The 1,365-nt window shown below is 71.4% G+C and carries 2 pseudogenes; one reads left to right on the top strand and one right to left on the bottom strand.

Annotated elements, in window-relative coordinates:
* Positions 1-1,026 (top strand): annotated as a pseudogene (locus ABZ449_RS42145) (glycosyltransferase family 2 protein); the annotation flags it as partial.
* A 22-nt stretch (positions 1,027-1,048) separates the two neighbouring features.
* Here ABZ449_RS42145 and ABZ449_RS42140 read toward each other — a convergent pair.
* Positions 1,049-1,365, bottom strand: a pseudogene (locus ABZ449_RS42140) (hypothetical protein); the annotation flags it as partial.

The following is a 1,365-nucleotide window of genomic DNA, read 5'->3' as shown; positions in this document are numbered from 1 at the left end:
CTGGCGTACCCCCTGTACGTGCAGTTCTTCGGCCCGGACGCGTACTCCGGGCTGTCCCGCCTGATCCGCGGCTACTCCAGTGACCTGGCCTCGTTCGTCGCGTACTCCCGGGAGTCCCTCGCCGGGAACGCGCGCACCGCAGCGGGCCTGGCCAAGAACCCGACCGAGGAGAACAGCTTCTTCGGCTGGGCACTGGTGGTGCTGGTGATCGCCCTGGTCTGGTGGTTGCGCCGCTCGATAGTGGTGCTCGCGCTGGCCGGGCTCGGGTTGCTCTTCGCGGTGCTCTCACTGGGTCGGGAGGTCCGCTTCAACAACCGGGGTACCGGTGTGCCGGGCCCCTGGGCGGCGTTGGAGAACCTGCCCATCCTGCACTCGGTGGTGCCGACGCGCTGGGCGTTGGCGATCACCCCGATCATCGGGCTGCTGCTCGCCTACGGCGCCGAACGGGCCCGCGAGCTGGCGTACGCGCACCCGGTGGCCCGGGGACAGATCCGCTTCGTCACCGCCACCATGCTCACGATGGCCCTGTTGCCGATCGTTCCCACCCCGCTGCCGGTGGCCCGCCTCGACCCGATCCCCACCTTCGTAACCAGTGGGGCCTGGCGTCCGTACGTGAGCGGTGGGCGCAGTGTGGTCACCCTGCCGTTGCCGGACACCACGTACGCGGAGCCGCTGCGCTGGTCCGCGTCGACCCGGCTGGACATGCCGCTGGCACGGGGCTACTTCCTCGGCCCGGACACCCGCCCGAACGCCGACCCGCCGAAGGTCGCGCTGTTCGGCGCGGTTCCGCGACCCACCAGCAACTTCTTCGCCACCATCCGGCGCACCGGCGCGGTGCCGCCGATCACCCCGCAGAGTCGGGTCCGAGCGGTCGACGACCTGCGCTACTGGCGGGCGGGGGTGGTGATCCTCGGGCCACACGAGCACGAGGCCGCGCTGCGTCGGGGGATGACCGAGCTGACCGGGATCGAACCGGTCTTCACCGGTGGGGTGTGGGTGTGGGACGTCCGGTCGTTGACCGACTGAGCCGCGTCTGCCCAGCCCTTACCTAGCGGACGCAGCAGCCCTGGCAGACCTTCGGCCGGGGCAGGGTGAAGGCGAGGCAGCAGGTACGCCGCTGCACTGTCGGCTCACCGGTCGGTCCGGGCACCAACTCGATCAGGTCGGTCAGGCCGAGTGCGCCGAGCAGGGTCTCGATGCTCTGCACCGTGGAGCCGGGCAGACCGTCGGCGGCCCGCAGGATGCCGTGCGCGATGCCGGAGGCGACCGAGCCGAGCAGCGTCCGGGTGCCCACCCGGACCTCGGACTGGATCGCCGTGATGAGCGGCGCCAGATGGGCGTCGAGCAGTGACGCGCGCAGTGCGG

Origin of the sequence: Kitasatospora sp. NPDC005856 (genome assembly GCF_040629945.1) — a bacterium.
GTDB lineage: Bacteria > Actinomycetota > Actinomycetes > Streptomycetales > Streptomycetaceae > Kitasatospora.
This window is presented reverse-complemented; position numbering and strand designations above follow the sequence as displayed.